Below are 18,038 nucleotides of genomic sequence, written 5' to 3' on the forward strand. Positions count from 1 at the left end.
TTAGCACGGTGCGAATCGGGTTTTCACAGGAAAAATGGAATGCGTTGAGAAGAGGGCGGTCGGGTTGGCTATGCCTGTGATTTTGTGCCCGGTTCGGATTGCCTGTGTTACTCTTGCCCCATGATGAAACGATTTGCATGGATTGCGATTTGTCTGCTGGCGGTGTTGGTTGCCGGGTCCGCCGGGGCCGCGCCCATCGTGGAGCGCGACGACTGGTCCGGCACCTACTTCAACGGCCAGAAGCTGGGCTTCAACCGCGCCGTGGTCGAGGTGGAGGACGACGAGATCCGCGTCCACACGCAGATGTTCCTGCGGCTGGAGGCCGGTGGCATCGAGCAGATCACCTCCGTCTCGCAGGACACGCGCCTCACCCCGGACCTCAAGCTCAAGACCTTCAGCCTGCTCCAGGAAATCATGGGAAGCCGTCAGAGGATCGAGGCGCGGGTGGAAGGCGGCAAGCTCCTCTACAACATCACCACGCAGGGCTACAGCAAGGACAAGGAACTGGACCTGCCGGAGAACGCCGTGCCTGCCTCCACCGCGTGGCTGAACCTCATCCACGCCGGTCTCGAAGTCGGCAAAAAGGGCACGATGATCCTCTTGATCGAGCCGTTCCAGATGACCGCCCCGCTCAAGTACGAAGTTTTGCGGAAAGACACCATCGACCACCGCGGCAAGCCGGTGGAGGCCTTCGTCATCAAGCAGGAGTATTCCGGCATCAAGACGTTCACCTGGGCGACGGCGGACGGCACGGTCCTGCGCGAGCGCACCGTGCAGGGCTTTGAGTCGATCAAGGAACCCGCCTCCGTGGCCCGCGAACTGCCGCCGGAGGCGATGTCGGTCAGCAACTTCATCACGCTGAGCCTGGTCAAGGCGAACAAGCCGATCGCCAAGCCGCGCACAGTGAAGGTGCTCAAGCTGACGCTCCACAACCTCACCGCGCCCGATTCCATCCCCAGCGACCACCGGCAGAAGGTATTGAACGCCGAAAAGATGAAGGGCGGCGACTACCAGGCGACACTGTTGATCGAGCAGGAATCCCCGGTACCGGCCCGGCAGGTGACGTTCCCCTTCAATGATGAGGCGATACGGCCTTACCTCGAGGACACGTCGCAGATCCAGTCGCAACACCCCATGATCCGCGCCCTGGCCCGCGAGCTGAAGGGAAAGAGCACCGACCCGTGGCAGGTGGCGCTCGCCATCAATAAATGGGTGTACTCGAATCTGGAGAAGGTGCTGGTGGACGCCTTCACCGCCGTGGACGCGCTGAACTCCCGGCGCGGCGAATGCCAGTCGCACACCAACCTGTACACCGCGCTGGCCCGCGCCGCAGGCATCCCGACGCGCGTGATCAACGGCATCGTGTACTCGGAGGACTTCCAGGGCTTCGTCTATCACGCCTGGCCGGAAGTGTTTGTCGGCGAGTGGCGCGCGCTCGACCCGACCCTCGGGCAGGAAGGGGTGGACGCCACGCACATCAAGCTCTCCGAGGGCAACAACGACGGTTCGCTTAAGTTGATGGAGTTCGTCGGTCGGCTCGACATCGATATCCTCGAAAATTAGCCCCTGTGGAGAACCCGGACCCCGCCGGAAACCCGCTATGGAAGCGGAGTTACCCACCCCATATCGCCGATCTGCCAATTTTCATGCTGTGATTTTGCCTTTCGATTCCGCAAACCCAAGCCCCGCCTGTAGGAAATCCCGGTACAATACGCAAACGCGCGGTTTTCCGCGTTGGTAATGGACCCACCCCGGTTTGGAGAAGGCTTCCTATCTATCAGATTTTAAAAACCTTGTTACGCTAAATCCTGATTTCTTGGGCAGTTCGGAAAACTCCGACAATGGCGTTCCAAATTTCCGTTGACATCACAATATATAGTGCTAAGTTAGAGCCTCCACTACTAAATATAGTGGAAATGGGTTCAAGGCATTGAAACTTGGTCCATTGGCATTACATTGAGAATTAGGGGAAGACAGTCACCCACCTTTTGAGTCTGGAGAAGAGCATATGGATATCCCCCGCATATTTACCAAGAGTCGCAAGGACCCGTACGAAGGCCTGAATTTTGTCGAACGGTCTTCCAAAATCACCAACGCAAACGGGTCGGTAGTCTCTGAAATAGCGGGGGTTATGGTTCCGGATTCGTGGTCGCAGGTGGCCGCGGACATCATCGCGCAGAAATACTTCCGCAAGGCGGGCGTCCCGGCCGTCACCAAAAAACGCTACGAGCACGACGTGCCCGAATGGCTGTGCCCGTCGGAACCCGATCACGCAACGCTCGAAAACCTGCCCGAAGACCAGCGGTACGGACGCGAAACCGACGCGCGGCAGGTGTTCAACCGCCTGGCGGGATGCTGGACCTACTGGGGCTGGAAGCACGGCTACTTCAGCAACGAGGAAGCGGCGCTCAACTATTACGACGAGATGTGTTGCATGCTGGCCCGGCAGAGCGGCGCCCCCAACTCGCCACAGTGGTTCAACACCGGCCTCAACTGGGCGTACGGCATTGAAGGCCCGCCGCAGGGTCATTACTTCTTCAACGAGCTGACCGGCAAGACCGAAAAATCGCCGAGCGCCTACGAGCGCCCGCAACCGCACGCCTGCTTCATCCTGTCCATCGAGGACGACCTGGTGAACGAGGGCGGCATCATGGACCTGTGGCAACAGGAAGCGCGGCTGTTCAAGTACGGCTCCGGCACCGGCACCAATTTCTCCAAACTGCGAAGCGGCGGTGAGTCGCTTTCCGGCGGCGGCCAGTCCTCCGGCCTGATGAGCTTCCTGAAGATCGGCGACCGCGCCGCGGGCGCCATCAAGTCCGGCGGCACCACGCGCCGCGCGGCGAAGATGGTCACGCTCGACGTCGATCATCCGGACATCGAGGAATACATTCAGTGGAAGGTGAAAGAAGAACGCAAGGTGGCGGCCCTGGCGGCGGGGAGCAAGCTGTGCCGCAAGCACCTGAAAGCCGTGCTCGACGCCTGCTGGGACTGGGACCAGGCCAGCACGCGCTTCGACGTCAAACAGAACAAGAAACTAAAAAAGGCCGTGCGGGATGCACTGGCAGTCTTCGTTCCGCAGAACTACATCTATCGCGTCATTCAGCTGGCCGAGCAGGGCGTCAAAGACGTCGAGTTCGAGGAATACGACACCAACTGGACGTCCGAGGCCTACCAGACCGTCTCCGGCCAGAACTCAAACAATTCGGTGCGCCTGACCAACGAATTCCTGCACGCGGTGGAATGCGACGGCGACTGGAACCTGGTTGCCCGTACCACCGGTAAGGTGGTCAAGACGGTGAAGGCGCGCGACATCTGGCGTCTGGTCAACGAATCGACGTGGGCGTCCGCCGACCCCGGCGTGCAGTTCGACACCACCATCAACGAATGGCACACCTGCCCGCAGGGCGGCCGCATCAACGCCTCCAACCCGTGTTCGGAATACATGTTCCTCGACGACACGGCGTGCAACCTGGCGTCGATCAACCTGATGAAGTTCCACGACGCGGAGACGGGAAAATTTGACGTCGACAAATTCATCGCCGCCTGCCGGCTGTGGACGCTGACCCTGGAAATTTCCGTCACCATGGCGCAGTTCCCGAACAAGGCGATCGCGCAGAAAAGTTACGAGTACCGCACGCTGGGTCTCGGTTACGCCAACCTCGGCACGCTTCTCATGGTGTCCGGCATCCCGTACGATTCCAAGCAGGCGCAGGCCATCACCGGCGCCATCACCGCCATCATGACCGGCATCAGTTACGCCATGTCGGCGGAGATCGCGGGCGAGATCGGTCCGTTCCCGAGATACAAGGAGAACGCTGAGGACATGTTGCGCGTCATGCGCAACCACCAGCGCGCCGCGCACAACGCCGACGCGCGCGAGTACGAGGGCCTCACCGTGTACCCGCGGGGCATCGATCCCATGCACTGCCCGGTGTACCTGCACGAGGCGGCGCTCGATGCGTGGAAGCAGGCGCTGGAGCTGGGGCAACAGCACGGCTACCGCAACGCGCAGACCACCTGCATCGCGCCCACCGGCACCATTGGCCTGGTCATGGATTGCGACACGACGGGCATCGAGCCCGACTACGCGCTGGTCAAGTACAAGAAGCTCGCCGGCGGCGGTTATTTCAAGATCATCAACCGTGCGGTGCCGCTGGCGCTCAAGAACCTCGGTTACCCGCAGGAACAGATTCAGGCCATCGTCGATCACTGCGTCGGCGCGGCCAGCCTGAAAGGCGCGCCGTACATCAATTATGAAGCGCTGAAAGCGAAGGGCTTCACCGACCACGTGCTGAGCGCGGTGGAGAAAGAACTGCCGCGCGTGTTCGACATCACCTTCGCCTTCAACAAGTATGTGCTGGGCGAGAACTTCTGCACGGAAGTCTTGGGCATCGACGGCGATCAACTGGACGCGCCGGATTTCAACCTGCTCAGGCACATCGGCTTCACCGACGAGCAGATCAGCAAAGCCAACGATCACATCTGCGGCACCATGACCATCGAAGGCGCGCCGCACCTGAAGGAAGAACACTATCCGGTGTTCGACTGCGCCAACAAGTGCGGCAAGTACGGCAAACGCTACATCCGCCACGAAGCGCACATCCGCAAGATGGCGGCGGCGCAACCGTTCATCTCCGGCGCGATTTCCAAGACCATCAACATGCCCAACAGTTCCACCATCGAAGACGTGGACAAGGCGCACATGCTGTCGTGGAAACTGATGGTGAAGGGCACCGCCGTGTACCGCGACGGATCGAAACTGAGCCAGCCGCTCAACAGCGTTGTCGCCGCCGAGTTCAACCTCGAGGACCTGGAAGACGAGACCGAACGCGACACCCTGAAGGTGGCGGAGAAGCTGACGCGCGTGTTCATCGATCAGCAGAAGAAGCGCAAGCCGCTTCCGTTCCGCCGAAAAGGCTACACGCAAAAGGCGGTGGTCGGCGGCCACAAGGTGTACCTGCGCACCGGCGAATACGAGGACGGAACGCTGGGCGAGATCTTCATCGACATGCACAAGGAAGGCGCGGCGTACCGGAGCCTGATGAACTGCTTCGCCATCTCCATCTCCCTTGGCCTCCAGCACGGCGTGCCGCTGGAGGAATTCGTCGATGCCTTTGTCTTCACGCGGTTCGAGCCGAACGGCATGGTGACTGGCAACAACACCATCACCATGGCGACGTCCACCATCGACTACATCTTCCGCGAACTGGCGATCAGTTACCTCGACCGCTATGACCTCGCGCACGTGACGCCGGAAGATCTGCGTTCCGACGCTTTGCAAAAGGAAGCGGAAGTGTCCCCGGATGCGGAAGAGGACAGCGAGAAATCCAAACCGTCCACTGAGGCGAAAGGCAAACGTGCGGAGGAGCCGGGTGATGCAGACGAGCCGCCCACTTCGTTCGGCAACGGCGGCAACGGTCACACCACGCCGCTGGCCGGAACCACGACCAAGAAACTCGGTGCGGTGGCGCTCAAACTCAGTAAGGACACGAAAAACTCCGCCGCCATCGCCAAGATGAAAGGGTATGAAGGCGATCCCTGCGGCGAGTGTGGTCAGTTGACGCTGGTGCGCAACGGCACGTGTCTCAAATGTATTTCCTGCGGTGCCACTTCGGGGTGTTCCTAATCCTCGCCCGCCAAAACGCCCCGGGTCACCGTATTGCGTAAGGCCGGAGTTCTCATCCACCCTGCCAGGATGAGGCTCCGGCCTTTCTTTTTTCAGTCTGAAACTTTTTAGCGGATCAATTCGCCGATTTGGCGCAACGGAAGCCGAAGGTGGAGTTGGTGATGCTTCCATCCACCGGGTTGCGGATGGAGATGGCGCTGAGCAGGGTCTGGCTGCTCCAGCTTCCGCCTTTCAGAAGGTATGACTGCGGCTCAGGGGTGGCGGACTTGAGCGGGGCCGCGCCCTCTGGATTCGACACGGGCTTGGGGGTGCCCGTGGGATTGGGCACGGGCGTCGCCACCCATTCCCACACGTTGCCGATCATGTCCAGCGCGCCGGTGGGGCTGGCTCCCAATGGAAACGACCCGGCAGGCGCCGCACCGATGAACCCGTCTTCCTCACCCAGCAGGTTGGCGCGTTTGGGGGTGGACTCGCCTTCCCACGGCACCAGCCGCTGGGTTTGTCCACGCGCGGCGGCTTCCCATTCCTCTTCCGTCGGAAGGCGTTTTCCCGCCCACAGGCAGTAGTCGCGCGCGCTGGCCCAGTCGATGCCCATCGCCGGGCACTCCGGGCAGTCGCCGCCATCGGTGTGCGCGGTTTCGTCATAGTCCGGCCGGAATAATTTGAACTGCTTCACTTTCACTTCCGTCAGGTCCATGTAAAAACCGGGAAGCATTTTCCTTGCGAGGCCGCGCGAGTTGTCGGTCAGCCGGTGCTGGCCGGGGGGATCGAGCGGCACCAGGTACTCGCCCGCAGACACGTGCACCATGATGGACCCGTCCTTACGGTTGAGGCGCGTCGGCGGCACCAGCCTGGTTTGCAATACCGGTGCGGGTTTCAACTCCTTCACGCTTTTCTTCACCGGCTCGGGTTGCGGCGTGGGAGGCTGGACGACCGGTTCGGTCGTCACCGGATTGACGGGATTGGAATTGCCGTTGGCGGGCAGGACCGGTGTGGAGTTTTTCTTTTTCGTGCGCGGGTTGTGTGCCGGTTGCAGGTCCACCGAGGCGCACCCGCCCAACAGGGCCACGATCAGTACTCTGGATATGAGGGGCTTCAACGCTTCGCCTGCTCGTCTTTCATGATTTTGTCGTACCGCTGCTTGAGCCGCTTGTAGGTGGTGAATTCCTTCTGTGCTTTCTCCATGTCACCCATCTGTTCGTACGTGTACCCCAGGCTGTAATGTGCGTCCATGTGCGCGGGATCGTTCCGCAGTGCGAGCTGAAAGGATTTTTCGGCTTCCTCGTACCGGCCCTGATAATTGTACACGCCGCCCAGATTGTAATGCGCTTCCGCGTTTTTGGGGTTCTTTTCCAGCGCCTGTTTGAACGACAATTCCGCCCGGCCGAAGTCCTGCGCTTCGATGTGATCCAGCCCTTCCTTCACGTATTCATTGCTTTTTTTGTCGGTGCATTGGGGTAGAATCGCAAGCAGAAGCAACAACCCAAGAAGCTGGAAAATGCGGGTGAGGGCACGCATCGTGCTCTCCTTTTAAAAGAGAAGATAAGAAGAAGCCGGCGTTTGCGTCTGTACCGGTTTCTCAACCGAAAGGCTGATTTCATCATAGCATTGTCCGGTGGCAACCGCCAGACCCGCCGGGCGCAATCGACCCGGTTTCAAGAGGTTTGCCGCTGGAGCGCGGTGTGGAGGGAACACGATGGCGGAATGGGTGACAGGTTTGAGTGCGGGAGGCGCGGCGCTCGTTCTCGTCTTTCTCGCGGTGCTGACGCTGAAAGGGTACGGCGTCTTGCGCATCGGCTGGCTCAACCTGTCACGCCTGAAACGCCTGCGCGAACACCTGAATGCCAGCACCGACGTAGCGGAGAAGACGGCGCTGACTGCGGTGCTGAACCGATGCGACACCCTGCGCGCCCGCTGGGTGCTGGATGAATCGGAGTTGAAGGTGTGGGGCCACACCCGTGCGCTGTTGGAATCGGTCGCCGCGCCGTTTCATCCGAAATCGCATCACCCTTTGCGCGAAGCGCGGCTGGGACGGTTGCTCGATGCGTTTCTCGAAATCCGCGATCAGGCGGAAGCGCTCGCCCGCCAGCGCGGCGTGCGTCCCTTCACCCGGTTCCGCCTGCGCCACCTGCGCGCTTTCCTGCGTGTGTGGAAACAGAAAACGCGGTGGGACGAATCGAAAGTGGGCCGCGCGGCCCGGCGGTTCAAATTTTTTCTCATCACGCGCTGGGTGGTGATGGCGGCGCGGTTTATGGACCTCGCCTTCTGGTCGGCGAAGATGGCGTTTTATTTCGTGTACGACATCGCCTTCCGGGTCCTGCTTCTGCGCTGGTACCTGACTGTGGGCGAACTGGCCATCCGGGTGTACCGCGACCGCGATCCCGACTCCGCGGTACCCGATGAAGACGTGCTGAAAGATATGGACGACCTGCCGGAACCCGAACCCGTGGCGGAAAGTCCTTTGCCTGCCGAAGTGAAGGAGTTGGTGCGCGCCTCGCGCAAGCAGATCCTGTATCACACGCGGCCGCTCAAGTGGAACGAGACGCGCGCCGTGTATCAACAACTGGCAACCGATATCGCGCGGTATCACCACCCGCACTCCGACGATCCTTTATGGGAGGCGCGCCCGTATGACCTCCTGCTGGCACTGGCCCGGTTCGCCGAGCAGGTGGCCCGGTTGCGGGACCAGCCGGTGCTGAGCAAACTCATGGACCTGCGCCTGTCGCACCTACTGAGAATGAAAGACACCACCGACTGGATTCTGGAGAGCCAGATCTTCAATCTCGTGCGCAAATACAAGGTGGGCACGGCGGTCAAGTATTCGACCCTCATCTACAAGGCGTTCCGCCGCGGGCATCCAGGCATTCTGTTCCGCGATTTCGCCTTCACCATCGCGCAGGAAGGGTTGAAGCGATGGCTCATGGTGTACCTGCATGGCAAGCTGGCCGTACAGGCGCATTTCATCTATCGCGAAAAAGCGCCGGTGCCGCCCGTCTCTCCGCCTTCACCCGCCGAAGAGCCCGCTCACGCCACGTCCAGCCGGTAAGCAACACGCACCCCCGCGGAATACACGTCCGCCCAGTGCGACGCCTTCTTCTGCTGTGGCGTCCACAGTTCTTTCCAGTGGCACGGCTTTTCGATGTACGCCGACCAGTCCATTGCCACGGCCCTCAGGCCAAGCGATGCAAACCAGGTTTCAAGAAGCGGAATGCTGGGAAACGTGGTGAGGCTCAGGTTGCGGTCCTTGTGCGCAAACGATTCGGGCAGGGTGTAATCCTTTTTCTCCGATTGGGTGAGCGTGGTGAACAGGATGGGAAGGTTCAGCACCTCGTCGGTCACGTGTGGGTGAATGCCCAACGCGTCCTTGCCCTGCAGGGCCGCATACGCGGCGGTGAAGGTGTCGAGCAGAATGCACCGGCGCGCGGCGCGTTTCATCAAGGTGAGCAGGCGGTACGGCTCGGCGGTGTAATAGAGCATGCCGAAACAGAAAATCGTGTCGTACACCCCCTCGCCGCAAGACTCCAGCAGTTCGAATGCATCCCGCACCTCAAACCGGAATTGTTCCGGTGGCACCGAATGGTTCGCAAACAGAGCCTCCGCACGCCGGATCGTGTCCGCTTCGGTATCGACGCCGTGCACGAACGCCGCGTTCATCTGAAGCGCGGCATAGGAGAACGTGCCGATATGCGAAGCGAGGTCCAGCACCCGTGCGCCTGCAAGCGTGTCGCGGTTCCGGTTCAGCAACACATCGGCGCGTGCGTTCAGGCAGGCGTGGTTGTAGGGAATGGCCCAGCGCGCGGCGCGGGTGTCGGTAGTCAGGAATTCCGAGTCGGGAGTGAACAGTTCGAAGGGTGTGGGCACGGCGGACATGGGGTGAAGGGTTCGTTCAGATCAATGGCCTTTCATCATAATCACAAAGCGGGATTTTGCAAGCCGCGCCGTCTCCCCTGCTGGAGGCGGATTTTGAAACGGCCCGGTTTGGGGAAAAGGGTGTAAGGGCTCCCCGATACGCCCGACGAAAAATGGGTTGCCTCATATATCTGAATATATGAATATACCGATATAGATTGGGATCGGCAGACTTATGAAACCTGAGAGGTCTCAAAAAAAGGCGGGCTCACGGAGCCTGCGTGTATTTGCGGGCATGCTGGCGGTGTTTTTTACCGCAACCACCTCCCCGCAGGCGCAGGAAACGACGCTCATCCGCGTCGGCGGTTCGACCACGGTGTTGCCCATCGTCACCGTCGCCGCCGAGCGTTATCAGCAGTTGCATCCGGAGGTGCGCATCACGGTCAACGCCGGCGGCAGTGGCGTCGGCATCCACGGCATCGGTTCCGGGCGGCTCGACATCGGCATGGCGTCGCGCTCCATCACGCGGGACGAGATGGAGCGGTATGCCGGATCGAAATTGCGGACGCATGTGGTGGGACGTGACGCCGTCGCCTGCGTCATCTCGTCGGAAGTGTACAAGGCCGGAGTGACGTCGCTCAGCCGAGACCAGATCGCCAGCATTTATCGCGGCCGTATCACCAACTGGAAAGAGGTCGGCGGACCCGACCGGCCGATCATCGTCATCGACAAGGAACCGCATCGCGGCACGCGGCATGTGTTCATGCGATTCGTATTCGGTGATGAAAAAGCGCGGGCTCCGGGCGCGCGCCTGGTGACCGGATCGAACAACGAAGAGCAGGTCAAGGTCGCGCAGAGCGACGCCGCCATTGGCATGTTGTCCCTGGCGTGGATCAATGACGACGTTGCCGGCGTCGGCATCCGCATGGAGGGACGCGTCATCGCCCCCACGCTCGAAAATGTGCGGAACGGATCGTTCCCCATCGCGCGCGATCTGAATTTGATCACCGCCGGACCGCCCGAAGGCGCAGTGAAGGCGTTCATCGATTACCTGCTGGGGCCGGAGGGACAGGTCATCGTGCAGGAGTCCGGTTACATTCCGGTGAACGGCCCGGTGCCCGTCAACTGAATACCTATCGCAGGAGGCTCTCTGCATGAAATCCCGCTCCCTGTCCTCCGTTATTTCTCCTTACCGGGGTCCGGCGTTCTGGCTGACCGGGACGATGGCTTTGGTGGCGGTGGTTTCGGTGGCGGTGCTGTTCGCCTTCCTCTTTTGGGAAAGCCTTCCCGTTTTTTCACAGCGGGGTGTTTCGTTTTTGACCGGCACCGAGTGGTTTTCGGGTGAAGTGTACGGCGCACTGCCGATGGTCATCGGCACCTTATGGGTGACGGCGATCGCCTTGTTTTTCACCCTGCCGGTGGCCTTGGGGGCGGCGGTGTTCACCTCCGAGTTCCTTGCCCCCCGCGCACGTCTCACCGTCAAGGCGGTGATGGAACTGCTGGCGGGCGTGCCGGGCATCGTCTATGGCCTGATGGGCGTCACGCTGGTTGCCGTGTGGGTGCGGGATGCGTTCGGTCTGATCGACGGCAACACGCTGTTCACCGCGGGCCTCCTGCTGGCGGTGATGATCCTGCCTACGGTGATGACGCTTTCCGAAGACGCCCTGCAGGCGGTGCCGGGAGAAGTGCGCGACACGGCGCTGGGCCTCGGCCTCACGCGGTGGGAGACACTGCAACGCGCGGTCCTGCCGCAGGCGGCTCCGGGCATTGCGGGTGCGGTGTTTCTCGGCATGGGGCGCGCCATGGGGGAGACCATCGCCGTGATGCTGGTCATCGGTGGGCTCGACCGCATCCCCAATCCCTGGTTCAACGTGTTTTTGCCGGGGCAGAGCATCCCGTCCAAGATCGGACGCGAAGCGGCGGAGTCGTTGGGATTCGGCCTGCAATGGCACGCGCTCATCGGGCTGGGATTGATCCTGTTCGTCATGGTCATGATGCTGTCGTGGATCGGCAACCGCCTTCTTAAAAGGGTGAGAGTATGAACCGGCGCGCGTTTGAAAAGCTGGCTATCGGCATCTCCGGGGCCCTCGCTCTTTTCGGTTGCCTGATCCTCGTGTTCATCCTCGTGACGGTATGGATGCGCGGCGCACCGGTGCTGGACTGGCATTTTTTCACCGCTCCGGCGTCCGGGTTCGGTCACGACGGCGGCGTGCGGTACCAGATTCTGGGCACGGTGCTGTTGATGACGGGCGCGGCCCTGGCGTGCCTGCCGGTGGCGCTGGGATCGGTGTTGTTTTCGACCGAGTTCGTGCGTTCGCCGCGCCTGAAGAAAAATTTCCGTTCCCTCATTTATTCGTTGAACGCCGTGCCGACGGTGCTGTTCGGCCTCATGGGTTACATCGTGTTCGGGGTTCTTCTGGACACGGGCGTGTCGTGGCTGACGGGCACGTTGATCCTCGCCATCATGATCCTGCCCACCCTGCACGTGAGTTTGCTGGAGGCGGTGGAATCGATTCCCAGCCACTACCGCGAGGCCGGGCTGGCGCTGGGGTTGACGCCGGGGCAGCTCATCCGCTCGGTGATCCTGCCGCACAGCATGTACGGCCTGGTGACGGGGACCTTGCTGGGCCTTGCCCGCGCGGCGGGGGAGACGGCGGCCATCATGTTCACCGCCACGGTGTTCTCCGGCGTCACCGTGCCGCGTTCGTTCACCGAGCCCGTCACCACCCTGCAGACGCATATCCTGGTGCTGGCGCAGGAGGCGCTCGATCCCAATGCCGTGTCGCAGGCGTGGGGTGCGGCGTTTGTTCTGCTGATGGGGGTGATGGTGCTGATCGCGCTGGCGCTGGTCTGGCGCACGCGCCTGCGCATGGAGGCCGAGCGATGAGCGATCAACCGGTGCTGTCGCTGGAGGCGGTCACGCTGCGCTACGGAGAGCGCGTGGTGCTCGACAACGTGTACGGCGCGTTTCCGCGTAACTCCGTGTGCGCGCTGACAGGCGCTTCGGGGAGCGGCAAGTCCACGCTCCTGCGCACGTTCTGCCGGATGAACGACGCGTTGCCCGGTTTTCGCGTGGAAGGAACCGTTTCGGTGATGGGACAGGATATTTATAACGAGGGGGTGGATGTGTACACCTTGCGCCGCCGTGTGGGATTGATTTTTCAGAAACCCTGCGTGTTTCCCAAAAGCATTTATCACAACGTGGTGTTCGGGTTGCGTCACCATCACCCGGACAAGAAAAACGAGTTTCCCGGCCGCGTCGAGCAGGCGCTCAAAAAGGCGTTTCTGTGGAACGAGGTGAAAGACCGCCTCGATGACCCGGCGCCGACGTTGTCGCAGGGACAGCAACAGCGCCTGGCCATTGCCCGCACGCTGGCGGTGGATCCCGACATCCTGCTGATGGACGAACCCACGTCGGCGCTCGATCCCAAATCGGCCCGCGCCATCGAGGAGTTGATCCTGTCCCTCAAATCCCAGCACACCGTGGTGTGGGTGACGCATCAGGTGGAACAGGCCCGGCGCACCGCCGACTGCATTCTGCGCGTGGAGGGCGGCGGCGTGGTGGCGGATAAAGGCCAGCCTCTCTAAATCCCTTCAAATCTTCTCCTTTTCACGGAAACCCGCGGGGCCCGCCGCGTTGTGCTTTTAAAGCCTTCCACTTCCTTTTATAATCGGGGTGATCGAAAACCCGACCGGAATGCCTGGCCGTCATGAAAAAATCACATACCGCACGCAAACCGCATTTTGCGCTTTCTTCGGGAGATGAGGCGCTTTCGACGCTGGGCGAGGAGTTGCTCAAGAAGTACCCCGACATGCTGGAGAAGGTCGAGCGTTTTCACCGCACGGACAAGGCGGTGCGGCGCAAGGCCGAACGGGTGCTGGAGTTGTTTCCCTACGACTGGCAGGACCCGGAGTATTTTCTGGATGGGGTGATGCACTGCGTGCGCGGCAACTACCTGGGCGCGCTCGGCGTGTTCTCCGACATCATGGAGAAAGAACCGGAAGCCTACCCTGTCTATCACATGCTGGGTTACGTGTGCGGGACCATGGGCAAGCACAAGATGGAAGCGGATTACTACCGCAAGTCGCTGAAGCTGAAACCCGACGCGGTACAGGTGTATTACGATCTCGCCATCGCCTGCTGGTTGATGGGAAAAGATCAGAAAGCCTTTGCCGCAATGAAGGACAGCGTTCAGCGCGTGCAGGATTTCAATGTGGCCGATCACTGGCTGACTTACGCCTCCGACAACCTGGGGCGGTACATCGATCCCGACACGCTGGCGGAAAAGGAAGAAGGCGAAAAGGTGCGGTGCCTGGCGCAGGCGTATTACATGCTCGGCCATGCGTTCGTCGAATATGGGCTGAACGCCGCGGCGCGCACGGCGTTCAAAAACGCGGTGCGGATTCAACCGAAGTTCGCCGATGCGTATTACGAGCTGGGGGCGCTCCATGTCAAGAAACTGCGCAACAAGGAACGGCGTAAAAAATACCTGGAGGAAGCGGAACGCCTCTATGTGCGCAAGGGAGACCTGTTGCGCGCGTCGATGGCACAGCAGTTGAACCAGTTGCGTGACGACGCTCCAGAGGAGGAAGACTCCGCTGAGGAATGGATGAAGGAAGGACTTCGCCTGCAAACGCTGGGCCTGTACCAGCGCGCCATAGACGCCTACAAGATGGCCATCTCCTTCGAGCCGAAGTTCCTGGATGCGTATTACAACATGGGCGTCGCCTACGGCAGTCTGGAAGAGCAGGGCATGGACACGCTGGTCAGCGCCATCGGCGCGTTCAAACAGTCGATCCGTCTCAAGCCCGATTTCATTCACGCGCACATCGCCCTGGCCGCGGCGTACCTGCGGCGGGGGGAGAACCGCGATGTGATTTATGTGCTGGAGAAAGCGCGCGAGATCGATCCCGACAACCACACCGTGTATTATTACCTGGGCACGGCATACCGGCTGGAAGGCGAGTTGGAGACGGCGCTCGACATGTTCGAACGGGCCATGCGGCTGGCGCCGGATTCATTGCAGGTTCGGTTTTCTCTGGGACTCGCTTGCATGGACTGCGGACACCATGATGCGGCGCGCGATGCGTTGATCGAGGTCCTGCGCATCAAACCCGATTTTCCGGATGCGCATTACCTTCTGGGTTACTTGTACCGCGAAATATTCAGGTTGGAAGAGCCGGCGGTGGCACACCTGAAAAAAGCCGAAAGGCTGTACGTCAAATTAAAAGATCACGAACGCGTCGCTAAAATCCACCAATTGCTGGAAGCCGCAAGTGAGTGACCCCCTGCTTGAATGAATATTCTCCTGTGCCCCATGCGTTTTTTGTTCCGACAATCCGTGACGATCTGCATGTTGGTGCTGATGGCATCCGCGCTTTGGTTTCCTCCGGTTTCGATGGGCGCGGAAGAAGCTCCCGCGTCGATGTCCGCTTACGAGATGGCGGAGCAGGCGGTGATCGACACCCTGTATTACCGTTACGATCCGTGGTTCGACCGTTTCGCCCACCGCATCCGCGAACTGGAATCGCAGCCGGGAAGCATTCCCAACCACCTCGAGTTGATGAAGCTGTATTTTTATTCCGCCGCGTTGTATGCCGAACTTACGCACACGCTGTCGTTCACCGAGGATTACCAGGTCGAGTCCATCCGCAAGGCGTTTCAGTCCAATTCGCAAAAGACCATCGAGATCGCCAACCAACTGTTGGATCGTGAAAAGCTGAAGCAGTCGGATCGCGCTGATGCGTTTTTCTTTCTCGGTGTGGCGGAAGGGTATGCGGCGCTTCTCGAATACGGGGAAGGGCACATTCTTTCGGCGCTGATCGATGGGCTGCGCGCCGACAATCACCTTGAAGATGCGCTCAGTCTCGATCCGCAACACGCCGACGCACATGTGGGGCTGGGGGTGTATCGTTATGGCAACACGCGGCTGGGCGGATTCGGCAACTTCATCCTGCAGGGCGGACGCGACCTGCGGCTGACCGGACTCAAGCACATCGAGCGTGCGCTGGAAACGAAAATTCTGTCCCGGCCGCTGGCGCTCAAGACACTCATCTGGTTTTACATCTCCGAGCAGATCAACCCCGCTAATGAAGGCCTCGCCGACAGCGATTTGTTGTCGCCCAAAACCGCACGCCGCCGCGCGCTGGCGCTGATGCAGGAATATGAAACACGTTACTTCGTTGACGTACCGGTAAAAGACTTTCCCGGCAACAAGGGATTTGAAATGATGCGCGCCATCCAGGCGGTGCTGGACGGGGATTACCGCGCGGCGAAGGAGCATTTCTCCAAAGCCCTTGAGGTCAGCCGGTATCTCATCGATCAGCGCGGCTTGAAGGTCAATCCCAAATACCTGGCCACGGTGCAGGCGGGTGTTGAATTCTGCGACCTCATGCTGCTGGAGCGGACCGTGAACCTCGCCCGGAAACCCAACCCTTTGTGCGCGGGCGTCACGGCGCAGATCCGGTTCATTGAGGAAGGCGGCAGTATGGTGGAATACCAGTCCGCCAAAATCCGCCGGGAAATTCAGGACGTGTTCTACAACCGTTTGAAACGCATGTCGGCAGAACACGGCTGCTGAGTGCGTCTGCCGCCGGCCTCTCCTCTTTCTTGTTCACCCATTTGTAAGGGAAGCTCCGTCCTTGCGACCAATCGTGCGGCAGATCCACTTTTCCAGCGTCTGTTATACTGGATCGGTCTCAACCTGTTGAACCCTGTCGAAGTGACTGAACGGCTATCATGAAAAAAAAGATCGCGGTGCTGGTGGTGTTCGCGCTGGCCATCGCCGCATTTTATGTTTTCGATCTCGGGCGGTTTCTGTCTCTGGAAAGTTTGAAAACGCACCGGGAGCAGTTGTACGCGCTTTATGAGGCCAACACGGGATCGATGATCTTCGGTTTCATCGCCGTGTACATCGTGACTGTGGCGCTCAGCCTGCCCGGTGCGACCATCCTCACCCTCACTGCGGGCGCCATTTTCGGTGCGTGGACGGGGACGCTCATCGTCAACGTCGGCGCGACGGTCGGGGCGACGCTGGCGTTCCTGGCGGCGCGGTTTCTGCTTCAGGACTGGGTGGAAAAGAAGTTCGGCGATCGCATCAAAACGTTCAACGATGGTTTTTCCAACAACGCGCTGGGGTACATTTTATTCCTGCGGCTGGTTCCCCTGTTTCCGTTCTTCCTCATCAATCTCGTCTCCGGCCTCACCCGTGTGCGGCTCGGCACGTACTTCTTCGGCACCATGTTCGGCATCATGCCGGGTTCGTTCGTGTACGCCAATGCCGGGGCGAACCTCGCCTCCATCGATAAGCTGGGCGACATCGCCTCGCCGCAGGTGCTGGGATCGTTCGCCCTGCTCGGTCTGTTCGCCCTCATCCCAACACTATACAAACAATTCAAAGGTAAAAAGAATCTGCCGCCGGATGTGAAGGAAGCCGAAAACGCGAACGACGCGTGATATCGGTGCCGGAGTTTTCCGATGGACTACGGCCTCAAGCCGCATGGTTGTTCAGGTTTTGGCGGAAGGCGGCGAAAATATCCTTAATGGGCGGGATGAGCTTGGCCTGCAATTCGTCCGGCACGAAGTTGATCTTGTCCACCGGCCAGTGCTCCAGGGCGCGCACGTCCAGCCGGTACGGCTGGTAATGCATCTCCAGCGTCTGCTCGTATCCGTAGATCAGGAGATACTGGTGCACTTTGTGGTACCAGTTCAGAATGTCATCCGGCTCGGACAAGCCTTGAAGGAACGCCTGCGTCATGTCTTTAATGATTCCTTCGGCGTGCTCGATGAAATCGGGATCGTGCGCCTGCTCCAGTGTTTTGTACAGAATGATGATGTCCTGCAAAAGGTACTTGATCTGTTGCGGATCCTTGAGCGGCGGCTTGCGGTCGCGGTGCAGGTTCTGTTTGAGTTCCTTCACCAGGCGGAGTGTGTCGTAGATGATCGACTGCTCCCATGTCGCCGTGTTCCACACGAAGATGGGCCGCACCCAGCGCACGGTTTCGGTGGCGTCCTCCATGTGCATGGTGATGTTGGGCTTGAGCTTGTTGGTGTAGGGCAGGCGGCCGCCCCACATCTTGAGTTTGAGGTCGAGTCCCTCCGGCTGGAATGCCTGCCTCAGTGTGGAGGAGTACACGCTGACCAGTTTTTCCAGATTCTCGTGCACTTCCAGCGGGCCGCCGGATGGCAGGTTGACGATGCAGTAGTAACGCCAGATGCGCCGCTTGGATTTGCCGTCGGGCCTGGCGATGAAATAGGTGCCGCCCCAGATTCCGGAAGTGATGGGGAGGTCCATCCCGTAACGGCTTTTCATGACCGCCGAAACCGTTTGGGCGACGTTGCCATACAGTTCATTCAAATGATAGAGATTGGTGTGCTGGTCTTCGGTGAATACCGGCCCGGATGTGGGGATCAGTTCCATCAATACCTGTCGGCTTACGGTTGAACTTGGACTTGGCAATCGAATGCACTGGAACGTGGAATGCGAAGTCGTGCTATCTGTACGGATTCGGGTTCCGAGATTGTATTCTGTTTTCAGGGAAAATTCAAAGCCTGCTTTTCCGG

The 18,038-nt window shown here is 60.1% G+C and carries 14 protein-coding genes; 10 read left to right on the forward strand and 4 right to left on the reverse strand.

The window, feature by feature from the left end; all coding sequences use genetic code 11:
• The first annotated feature begins 120 nt into the window (after positions 1–120).
• A complete protein-coding gene (locus J2S31_RS03610; RefSeq protein WP_237097698.1) occupies positions 121–1,563 on the forward strand; it encodes a transglutaminase-like domain-containing protein in 1,443 nt (480 codons plus the stop codon).
• 445 nt (positions 1,564–2,008) lie between these two features.
• A complete protein-coding gene (locus J2S31_RS03615) occupies positions 2,009–5,626 on the forward strand; it encodes a vitamin B12-dependent ribonucleotide reductase (RefSeq protein WP_237097699.1) in 3,618 nt (1,205 codons plus the stop codon).
• A gap of 115 nt (positions 5,627–5,741) precedes the next feature.
• Here the strand turns inward: J2S31_RS03615 and J2S31_RS03620 are convergent, their stop codons facing one another.
• Together J2S31_RS03620 and J2S31_RS03625 are read right to left on the reverse strand one after the other, a co-directional pair.
• Positions 5,742–6,725 (reverse strand): formylglycine-generating enzyme family protein, encoded by a 984-nt coding sequence (locus tag J2S31_RS03620; protein WP_237097700.1) that lies wholly within the window; start codon positions 6,723–6,725, stop codon positions 5,742–5,744.
• Positions 6,722–7,144, reverse strand: coding sequence for a tetratricopeptide repeat protein (locus J2S31_RS03625; protein WP_237097701.1), 423 nt, complete (start codon positions 7,142–7,144; stop codon positions 6,722–6,724). Before J2S31_RS03625 ends, J2S31_RS03620 begins: the two co-directional genes overlap by 4 nt.
• 178 nt (positions 7,145–7,322) lie before the next feature.
• On the opposite strand from J2S31_RS03625, the gene J2S31_RS03630 reads away from it, so the two are divergent.
• Positions 7,323–8,672, forward strand: coding sequence for a hypothetical protein (locus tag J2S31_RS03630; protein ID WP_237097702.1), 1,350 nt, complete (start codon positions 7,323–7,325; stop codon positions 8,670–8,672).
• Here the strand turns inward: J2S31_RS03630 and J2S31_RS03635 are convergent.
• A complete protein-coding gene (locus J2S31_RS03635; protein ID WP_237097703.1) occupies positions 8,651–9,496 on the reverse strand; it encodes a class I SAM-dependent methyltransferase in 846 nt (281 codons plus the stop codon). The two genes, J2S31_RS03630 and J2S31_RS03635, sit on opposite strands and share 22 nt — an antisense overlap.
• Before the next feature lie 214 nt (positions 9,497–9,710).
• Here J2S31_RS03635 and J2S31_RS03640 point away from each other — a divergent pair, with 214 nt between their 5' ends.
• From J2S31_RS03640 to J2S31_RS03670, 7 genes are all read left to right on the forward strand, one after another.
• Positions 9,711–10,604 carry a phosphate ABC transporter substrate-binding protein gene (locus J2S31_RS03640; RefSeq protein ID WP_237097704.1) on the forward strand — a complete coding sequence of 298 codons (894 nt, stop codon included), beginning with the start codon at positions 9,711–9,713 and terminating at the stop codon, positions 10,602–10,604.
• Positions 10,605–10,629: 25 nt separating this feature from the next.
• A complete protein-coding gene (pstC, locus tag J2S31_RS03645; protein ID WP_237097705.1) occupies positions 10,630–11,517 on the forward strand; it encodes a phosphate ABC transporter permease subunit PstC in 888 nt (295 codons plus the stop codon).
• Positions 11,514–12,362, forward strand: a complete 849-nt coding sequence (pstA, locus tag J2S31_RS03650) for a phosphate ABC transporter permease PstA (protein ID WP_237097706.1) — start codon at positions 11,514–11,516, stop codon at positions 12,360–12,362. The genes pstC and pstA overlap by 4 nt, the downstream gene beginning before the upstream one ends.
• Positions 12,359–13,063 carry a phosphate ABC transporter ATP-binding protein gene (locus J2S31_RS03655; protein WP_237097707.1) on the forward strand — a complete coding sequence of 235 codons (705 nt, stop codon included), beginning with the start codon at positions 12,359–12,361 and terminating at the stop codon, positions 13,061–13,063. Before pstA ends, J2S31_RS03655 begins: the two co-directional genes overlap by 4 nt.
• Positions 13,064–13,185: 122 nt before the next feature.
• Entirely contained in the window at positions 13,186–14,760 is a 1,575-nt protein-coding gene (locus J2S31_RS03660) for a tetratricopeptide repeat protein (protein WP_237097708.1), read from the forward strand.
• Between the two features lie 81 nt (positions 14,761–14,841).
• Positions 14,842–16,056 (forward strand): hypothetical protein, encoded by a 1,215-nt coding sequence (locus J2S31_RS03665; RefSeq protein ID WP_237097709.1) that lies wholly within the window; start codon positions 14,842–14,844, stop codon positions 16,054–16,056.
• A gap of 158 nt (positions 16,057–16,214) precedes the next feature.
• Positions 16,215–16,931 (forward strand): TVP38/TMEM64 family protein, encoded by a 717-nt coding sequence (locus tag J2S31_RS03670; RefSeq protein WP_237097710.1) that lies wholly within the window; start codon positions 16,215–16,217, stop codon positions 16,929–16,931.
• Positions 16,932–16,965: 34 nt separating this feature from the next.
• Here J2S31_RS03670 and J2S31_RS03675 read toward each other — a convergent pair whose 3' ends face one another.
• Positions 16,966–17,895 carry a hypothetical protein gene (locus J2S31_RS03675; protein WP_237097711.1) on the reverse strand — a complete coding sequence of 310 codons (930 nt, stop codon included), beginning with the start codon at positions 17,893–17,895 and terminating at the stop codon, positions 16,966–16,968.
• Positions 17,896–18,038 lie beyond the last annotated feature (143 nt).

Source organism: Nitrospina gracilis Nb-211 (genome assembly GCF_021845525.1).
In the GTDB taxonomy this organism is placed as follows: domain Bacteria; phylum Nitrospinota; class Nitrospinia; order Nitrospinales; family Nitrospinaceae; genus Nitrospina; species Nitrospina gracilis_A.

Bases quoted from the DNA above. Each gene is read 5' to 3' on its own strand.
- J2S31_RS03610 (WP_237097698.1), top strand. From the start codon at position 121: ATGATGAAACGATTTGCATGGATTGCGATTTGTCTGCTGGCGGTGTTG.
- J2S31_RS03615 (WP_237097699.1), top strand. From the start codon at position 2,009: ATGGATATCCCCCGCATATTTACCAAGAGTCGCAAGGACCCGTACGAA.
- J2S31_RS03625 (WP_237097701.1), bottom strand. From the start codon at position 7,144: ATGCGTGCCCTCACCCGCATTTTCCAGCTTCTTGGGTTGTTGCTTCTG.
- J2S31_RS03630 (WP_237097702.1), top strand. From the start codon at position 7,323: ATGGCGGAATGGGTGACAGGTTTGAGTGCGGGAGGCGCGGCGCTCGTT.
- J2S31_RS03635 (WP_237097703.1), bottom strand. From the start codon at position 9,496: ATGTCCGCCGTGCCCACACCCTTCGAACTGTTCACTCCCGACTCGGAA.
- J2S31_RS03640 (WP_237097704.1), top strand. From the start codon at position 9,711: ATGAAACCTGAGAGGTCTCAAAAAAAGGCGGGCTCACGGAGCCTGCGT.
- pstC (WP_237097705.1), top strand. From the start codon at position 10,630: ATGAAATCCCGCTCCCTGTCCTCCGTTATTTCTCCTTACCGGGGTCCG.
- pstA (WP_237097706.1), top strand. From the start codon at position 11,514: ATGAACCGGCGCGCGTTTGAAAAGCTGGCTATCGGCATCTCCGGGGCC.
- J2S31_RS03655 (WP_237097707.1), top strand. From the start codon at position 12,359: ATGAGCGATCAACCGGTGCTGTCGCTGGAGGCGGTCACGCTGCGCTAC.
- J2S31_RS03660 (WP_237097708.1), top strand. From the start codon at position 13,186: ATGAAAAAATCACATACCGCACGCAAACCGCATTTTGCGCTTTCTTCG.
- J2S31_RS03665 (WP_237097709.1), top strand. From the start codon at position 14,842: ATGGCATCCGCGCTTTGGTTTCCTCCGGTTTCGATGGGCGCGGAAGAA.
- J2S31_RS03670 (WP_237097710.1), top strand. From the start codon at position 16,215: ATGAAAAAAAAGATCGCGGTGCTGGTGGTGTTCGCGCTGGCCATCGCC.
- J2S31_RS03675 (WP_237097711.1), bottom strand. From the start codon at position 17,895: ATGGAACTGATCCCCACATCCGGGCCGGTATTCACCGAAGACCAGCAC.